At 68.2% G+C, this 7,420-nt stretch carries 6 protein-coding genes; 1 reads left to right on the forward strand and 5 read right to left on the reverse strand.

Annotated features, from left to right (window positions below; genetic code table 11):
• Nucleotides 1–231: 231 nt before the first annotated feature.
• Nucleotides 232–549: a nuclear transport factor 2 family protein gene (locus tag ABZ646_RS35455; RefSeq protein ID WP_360528373.1), complete on the forward strand. Its 318-nt coding sequence runs from the start codon at nucleotides 232–234 to the stop codon at nucleotides 547–549.
• A 70-nt stretch (nucleotides 550–619) separates the two neighbouring features.
• Here the strand turns inward: ABZ646_RS35455 and ABZ646_RS35460 are convergent, their stop codons facing one another.
• The 5 genes from ABZ646_RS35460 to ABZ646_RS35480 form a co-directional block, all read right to left on the reverse strand.
• On the reverse strand, nucleotides 620–1,666 hold the full coding sequence (locus ABZ646_RS35460; RefSeq protein WP_360528376.1) for an alcohol dehydrogenase catalytic domain-containing protein: 1,047 nt from the start codon (nucleotides 1,664–1,666) through the stop codon (nucleotides 620–622).
• A 24-nt stretch (nucleotides 1,667–1,690) separates the two neighbouring features.
• Nucleotides 1,691–2,470 carry an SDR family oxidoreductase gene (locus ABZ646_RS35465; RefSeq protein ID WP_360528379.1) on the reverse strand — a complete coding sequence of 260 codons (780 nt, stop codon included), beginning with the start codon at nucleotides 2,468–2,470 and terminating at the stop codon, nucleotides 1,691–1,693.
• Nucleotides 2,467–3,534, reverse strand: a complete 1,068-nt coding sequence (locus ABZ646_RS35470) for an NAD(P)-dependent alcohol dehydrogenase (RefSeq protein ID WP_360528382.1) — start codon at nucleotides 3,532–3,534, stop codon at nucleotides 2,467–2,469. Before ABZ646_RS35470 ends, ABZ646_RS35465 begins: the two co-directional genes overlap by 4 nt.
• A gap of 35 nt (nucleotides 3,535–3,569) precedes the next feature.
• Nucleotides 3,570–5,027: an aldo/keto reductase gene (locus tag ABZ646_RS35475; RefSeq protein WP_360528387.1), complete on the reverse strand. Its 1,458-nt coding sequence runs from the start codon at nucleotides 5,025–5,027 to the stop codon at nucleotides 3,570–3,572.
• 142 nt (nucleotides 5,028–5,169) lie between these two features.
• The coding region (locus tag ABZ646_RS35480) for an RICIN domain-containing protein (RefSeq protein ID WP_360528390.1) at nucleotides 5,170–7,420 on the reverse strand (2,251 nt) is incomplete at its 5' end.

A 7,420-nucleotide genomic window follows, 5' to 3' on the forward strand; every position in this document is an offset into this window, starting at 1 on the left:
GCCAGGCCAGGGCGACCGCCGGGACGGGGGCCGCGTGGGCCTCGGCGATCTCCCCGGTCGGTGGTTCTCACAAAAGACCGGTTGCGAGAGTTCTGCGAGAGCCCCGGAGTCGATCACGTTTCCGCAGGTCGCCGTTTGCGGAAGCCCTCTCAAAACCGGGGCGTTGTGCGAGATGGTTCTGACAGGCTGCCGGGGTGGATCTGACGCCCGATCAAGCCGCACCTGGACGCCATGGTCGAAGGTGACACCACAACTCTCGACGGCCTGCTGGCGGAGGACTTCATCCTCACCCACATGACCGGATATGTGCAGCCGAAGGCGGAGTGGCTGGCGCAGATGCGTCAAGGGCGGTTCGTCTACCACTCCATCGAGGAGAAGGACACCGCGTTCGGCGTCGATGACGACGGCACGGCCCGCTTGACGGCCCGGACCCTGACCGATGCCACCGTGTATGGCACCCGCGCCAACTGGCGCCTGCACCTGGCCACCGACTACGTCCGTCACGACGACGTACGGGTAGCCCAACGGACCGTCGCTACCAGCTGGTGATCCAGGCCGCCAGCCTCGCGGGGGCCTGACCTGGTCTTCCCCCGGGCCGAACTGGTGCAGGGTTCCAGAGTCACGGCTGGCTGACCGCGAGGAGCGACTTGATCGCGCGGCGCTCGTCCATCGCGGCGTAAGCGTCGGCGACGTGGTCGAGGTCGGTGGAGTAGTTGAAGACGAGTCCGGGGTTGATCACTCCGTCCAGGACGTACTGCAGCAGCTCGGGGATATAGCGGCGGGCGGGGGCGACGCCTCCCTTGATACCGACGTTCTTCCAGAAGAGGGTCTTGTACTCGAACTTTTCGTAGAGCGGGACGCCTACGGCACCGATCATGCCGCCGGCGCGGACGATACCGGCTGCCGTCTCGATGGACTGGTCGGTGCCGACGCATTCGAGCGCGGCGTCGACGCCGGCGCCGCCGGTGAGGCCGAGCACGACCGAGACGGCGTCGTCCCCGCGTTCGGCGACGATGTCGGTGGCGCCGAACTCCTTGGCCAGAGCCTGCCGGTCGGTGTGACGGCTCAGCGCGAAGATCCGGCCGGCGCCGAGGAGTTTGGCCGCCAGCACGGCCGAGAGGCCGACTGCGCCGTCACCGACGACGGCGACGGTGTCGCCCTGCTTCACGCCCGCGCTCACGGCGGCGTGGTAGCCGGTGCACATGACGTCGGAGAGTGCGGTGAAGGAGGCGAGCTGGACGTCGGTGAACCCGTCGGCCGGCGCGGGGACTTTCACGAGGGTCGCATCGGCATAGGGCGCGCGGACCTTTTCGCCCTGGCCGCCGTCGCTCTCGCCGTCACCGAAGGCTCCTCCGTGCTCGCAGTTGGATTCGAACCCGGCCCGGCAGGCGGGGCAGGTGCCGTCGTTGTAGGTGAAGGGGGCGATGACGAAGTCGCCGACGGCCAGGTTCTTCACGTCCTCGCCGACCGCCTCGACGACGCCGACGTACTCGTGGCCGATGCTGCCGACCTTGTGGGGGTTGATGCCGCGGTAGTACCAGAGGTCGGAGCCGCAGACGCAGCCCCGCACGACGCGGACGACGGCGTCGGTCGCCTTCCGGATGGTGGGGTCGGGACGCTGGCCGAGCTCGATGTGCTTCTCGCCTCGGAAGATGGCTGCCTTCATGACTGTCTCCTCAGATGGGGGGTGTCAGGCGGTGTGGGCGTGACGCTGCAGGTCGGCGCGGACACGCTCGGGTTCTGCCTCCGGACGTGGTCCGGACCGGTCGCGGGCGCCGTCGAGGTCGCCCGGCCGGTCGGGTTCGGCTGCGAGGAACGCGCCCGGCCAGTCGGTGACGGCCGGGCCGTCGGCCGAGAAGACCTCCACGGTCCGGCCCTTGGCGGCCGGGGCCAGCAGGGCCTGGACGATCGTCTCGGCGACGTGGTCGCGGCGGACGGGCCCGTACTCGGTCAGGTCGCCCTGTCGCAGGTCCACCTGCTGGTGGGAGGTGCTGCCGGCGTCGAACCAGCCGGGCCGGACGATCGTGTACGGCAGTCCGCTGACCCGCAGGAGGCGCTCACCGCGTCGCTTCCAGTCCAGCAGCTCCCGCGACTGCCCGCCGGTCGCCGTGACCCCGATCGAACTCATCAGCACCACGGGCACGCGATGTCCGTCCAGCGCGTCGAGTACCGCGGGCACGGCGCCGTAGTCGACCGCGACGTAGTCGCCGGACCCGTAGGGCGCTCCGTGGGTCATCACGATAGCGTCGACGCCGGCGACGGCGGCGCGCACGGCCGCCTGATCGGCCAGTTCGCCTGCCACCACCTCGACGCCATCGGGCAGCGAGCGCCGGGCGCGGTCGGGGTCGCGGCTGAGCACGCGCGGCAGGCAACCCAGCTCGAGCAGGCGGGCGGCGACGAGGCGTCCCATGCTGCCCGTCCCGCCGATGACCAGGACGCGGTTGATGCTCGGGTGGGTTGGCTGCGTCATGCCGTCAGCCCCTTGAAGGTCGAGCCGTCGATCACGAACCGGTAGCGGACGTCGGAGGCGTTGATCCGCTCGTAGGCGGTGTTGATGTCCTGTGCGCCGATCAGCTCGATGTCGGCGGTGACCTTGTGCTCGGCGGCGAAGTCGAGCATTTCCTGCGTCTCGGCGATACCGCCGAACAGGGAGCCGGCGTAGGAGCGCCCGTTCTGCAGCAGGGGGAAGACGTCCAGTGGCATCGGCTGTGTGGTGACACCCACGCTGATCATGGTGCCGTGCAGACGCAGAAGGCCGAGGTAGTCCGCCAGATTGATGGGCGCGCTGACGGTGTTGAGGATGAGGTCGAAGGTGTTCGCCAGCTCGGTGAAGGCGGTGCCGTCGCCGGTCGCGGCGTAGTGGTCGGCGCCGAGGGCAGTGGCGGCTTCGCGCTTGCTGTCCGACCGGGACAGCACGGTGACGTCGGCGCCCATGGCCCTGGCCATCTTCACGCCGAGGTGGCCCAGGCCGCCGAGACCGACGACCGCAACCTTGGTCCCGGGACGGGCAGCGAAGCGCTTGAGCGGGGCGTAGACGGTGATGCCCGCGCACAGCAGCGGCGCGGCGGCGGCCGGGTCGAGAGTCTCGGGCACGCGGACGACGAAGTCCTCAGGGGCGACGATCGCCTCGGAGTAGCCGCCCTGGGTGCGGGCGCCGGGCTGGGCCGGGTCGGGGCTGCCGAAGACGAGGGTGTGGCCGTTCAGGCAGTACTGCTCCTGCCCGGCCTGGCAGTTCTCGCACTCGCGGCAGGAGTTGGCCATGCAGCCGATGCCGACCAGGTCGCCGACCTGGTGGCGGGTGACGGCGGAGCCGGTCTCGGTGACACGGCCGACGATTTCGTGGCCGGGCACGAGCGGGCTGACCGGGAGCGGTCCGAAGGAGCCGTCGACGAAGTTCATGTCGGAGTGGCAGATACCGCAGTACAGGATGTCGAGCCGGACGTCGTGGGGGCCGACGTCGCGGCGCTCGATGGTGACGGGGACGAGCGGCTGACCGGCCTCGTGGGCGCCGAACGCGTGGACGGTGGTGGACACTGTGCTTCCTTTTTGCAGGTCGTACGGGGTGAAGGTCAGGCTTCGGGGATGGCGCGGCCGTAGGCGGCGAGGGTGACGTTCTCCGGCTCAGGACCGCCGCGCCGGCCGGTCTCCAGCGCGTCCAGCGCGGTGAGCTCATCTGCCGTGAGCTCGAAGTCGAAGACGTCGATGTTCTCGGCGATGCGGTGGCGCTTGGCGGACTTGGGGATGACTGAGCGGCCCTGCTGCAGGCCCCAGCGCAGCATCACCTGGGCGGCGCTCTTGCCGTGCCTCTCGGCGATGGCAGTGACGGCCGGGTCCTGAAGGACGCTTCGGCGATCCTCGCCGTAGCCCGGGTAGAAGGTGATCCCTCCGATGGGGGACCACGCCTGGCTGAGGATGCCGCGGGCGGTGTCGAAGTCGAGAACGGAGCGCTGCTGGAAGTACGGGTGGATCTCCAGCTGGTTGACGGCCGGGACGACATCGGTGGCGTCGAGCAGACGGGTGAGGTGGTCGACCATGAAGTTGCTGACGCCGATCGCGCGGACCTTGCCATCGGCCAGGAGCTTCTCCAGCGCCCGGTAGGCGTCGAGGGTCCGGTCGAACTCGGACGGCAGCGCCTGGTGCAGGATCAGCAGGTCGATCCGGTCGACGCCGAGCTTGGCGGCGCTCTTGTCGAATCCGTGCAGGGTCTCGTCGTAGCCGTTGTTCTTGAGCATCGCGGTGACGAAGCGGCTGGTCTGGGCGGCCTGGCTGGGGTTCCAGGTCTTGCTGCCGCCGCTGAACAGGCCGTTTTCGATGTCGGCCTGCACCCACGGGCCGGTTCCGCTGCAGCCGCCGAACCAGCATTCGGTGCCGAAGTTGATCGCGTCCATGGCGCCGTTGCCGTCCGCGTGGTGGTCGATCTCCGTGTTGCCGTAGTCGAAGCAGCATTTGTTGTTGACGTGGGTGCCGCTGGTGATCATGTACTCGCCCTCGGGGGAGCTGCCGGTCGGCACGCCCCCGGCGGAGTTGTAGGCGAAGTAGCTGTTGCCGGGGTTGATGTACAGCGCGTACGCCTTGTGGCCGCCCACGCTGAGTGCTTCGGTGTTCGCGGTGGCCGCGGTGTCGGCGCCGCCGGTGCCGCCGGGTCCCTGGTAGACCAGGGTGTTGCCGCCGCCGGTCTGGTCGTAGAGGCGGGTGATGGTGCACGTCGTGCCGGCGCAGAAGGAGTCCTGCGCCGCGGCGTCGGCGACGCCTCCGGCCGACAGCGGCCCGATGTCCCGCAGCGTACTGTCCGATGACCGCTGTACCTGGTAGAGCGGGCCGTTGTAGGAGGCGAACAACGCGCGGGTGGTGCTGTGCGCCGCGACGCACGGGGTGCCGCCCGCCGCGTAGATGTCGCACGGCCCTTGTGCAGCGGCCTGCGAGGCACTGCTGAAGGCGATCAAGCCGGCGAAGGCGAGCGCCACCGCGGTCAGGCAGACAACCACCCCCCGGCGCAGTTTTCGGAAATTGAGCAGGGCAGGCACCATGTACTCCCTTGTTCATCGTTACGGGGACAGCAAGCCGCGCCCCCATCGGGTTCGCCGTGGGCTCTGGGGGCGGGCTGATGGGGGCTCGGGGCGGGCGCACGTGTCCGGGCGAGCGGATCCGCCGACTCGTCGGGTCACCCTGTCACTGGATCGTCCAAGCCTGGTTTGACTGGTTCAGCGGCATCCACTGGCTGATGGCGGCTCCGTTGGCCGTCGATCCGCCTCCGACCTCCAGGACCTGCCTGCTCTCGAAGTTGCGGATGACGTACCCGCCACTGGTCGGCTCGAAGTACCACAGCTGGTTGTTGCCGCCGCCGTAGCCTTGCTGCTGCAGCGCGGTCCCCTTCCGATGACTGGAGGCATTGATGTCGAGGACCTTGCCGCTGTTCCTGTTCACGATCTTGTAGAGCTGACCGCTGACCGGAACGATGTTCCATTGCTGGTTGGCGCCACCGTTGCTCGGCCACTGGATGACGCTCCCGCCGTCGGCGGTGGAGTTCTGGTACACGTCCATCAGCTGTCCGCTGTTGACGTTCTTGATCGTGTAGTAGGTCGACGGGTTGGTGTTCGGCGTACCGGTCGAGTCCTCCAGCGCCCCGCCGGCCTGCTGCACACTGAAGTCCGCGATGAAGAAGTACGCGCCGTCGGTCTTGGCGACCCGTACGTAGCGGAACTTCTGACGGACGTCGATGCTGCCCGTGAGCGTCGAGGCGAGCGGCAGGGTGTTCGTCTGACGGCCCAGGACGGTGTAGGTGCCGAAGGACGGGTCGTTGGAGGCCTGGATCTCGAAGTGGCCGCGCGTCTCGGGCTGGTCCAGATCCTGACGTGTCGTCAGTGAGAACTGTCCGAGCTGGTAGGCGTGCCCCAGGTCGACCTGCCACCAGGCCGAGGTGTCGGTCCCGGTCGGCGACCAGCCCGTGGAACCGTCGTTGTCGTCGGCTTTGGCCGCCGCCCAGGTGGAGCTGCTCACCGAGGAGGAGGATGCCGGCTTGTTGTAGGCGAGGTTGACCTTCGCTGCCAGCCCCTGGTAGGCGGACTCGAGACCGGAGGCCTTGATCACCGAGTCGCCGGACGTCGTGTTGTCGGTGAGCGTGACGTTGGAGCCGTTGCGGTTCTGGTTGATGAATCCGTCGGTGTGCGACAGCACGTTGTGGGAAAGGGTCATGTTGTTCGACCCCTCGTCCAGGTACATGCCGCTGACCGCGGAAGTGCAGGCGGACGGCATACGCACCACATCGTGGATGTAGTTGCCGTTGAAGACCGTGCCCGGGTCGTTCGAGAGGTGGTAGATGCCGGCGGAGTCGCAGAGCCGGTTCATCACGTTGCCGATCCGGTTGTAGCTGACGCTGTTGTTGCCTTCGGCGTTGGCCGCCGACTGCCAGCCCCAGCCGAGCGAGATGCCGGCCCATGGCGTGTCGGAGATGTCGTTGTGGTCGATGGTGGTGCTGTTGACGAAGCCCGCGTTGATGCCCGCCGTGCCCAGGTAGTCCTCACCGATCCGGGTGATCAGGTTGTCCTTGACGGTGACGTTCTTGACCACCTCCCGGGCGTCCTCGCCGGCCGGAGAGGTCGGCGGGTCGTAGACGGTGTGGAACTCCACGGTCGGGTCGGAGAACTTGCCGACCATGATTCCGTTGCCGGCGATGTCGTGGACGAGGTTGCCCGTCACGGTGCTGTCGTGCACGCCGTGGTGCAGGTCGAGGGCGGTGGCGCCCATCTGCGCGAAGGTGTTGCCGGTGAAGGCGAGACGGTCGGCGTCCGAGGCCTGGACCCCGGCCGGCGGACGGCCGACATACTGGTTGTTGGAGGTGTCGGCCGAGATGTTGTAGTTGCCGCCCTGGCCGTTGAGGTAGCCGTTGTCGGTCGCTTCCATCCAGGTGGTCCCGGTGAAGGTGAGCCCGGAGAAGCGCAGGTCGTGGGCGGGGCTGTCGAGGTTTGTGCCCTTGATGTCGAAAAGGGTCTGCAGCGTCGGGGCCTGCACGGTGGCCGTGGACATGTCCTCGCCGGGGCGGGGCTTGTAGTAGACGGTCTGCGCGGCCGTGTCGACGTAGAACTCGCCCGGTTCGTCGAGGAACTCGTGGGCGTTCTCGAAGTGCAGCGGAGAGCCGTTGGAGAGGATCGGGAAGGGGCGCGGGAAGAGGATGCCCGCCTCGTGGTCCTGGATCGACACGTCGGCGGTGCCGTTGGCGGAGGTGATCGACTTCAGCCGCAGGTAGCTCTCGCCCCACTGCGTTTCCAGCATCATCTCGACCTGGTTGAGGTGGTCCCAGTTGGAGACCTGTGAACTGAGCACCTTCAGCAGCTTGTTGGTCTTGTCGCTGCCCTGCAACTGGAAGTCCGAGCCGATGTCGGGGTAGCGGGCCCGGGTGGCGCGGACCCCGTTGACGTACAGC

Origin of the sequence: Streptomyces sp. NPDC007162 (assembly GCF_040634175.1) — a bacterium.
Taxonomy (GTDB): Bacteria; Actinomycetota; Actinomycetes; order Streptomycetales; family Streptomycetaceae; genus Streptomyces.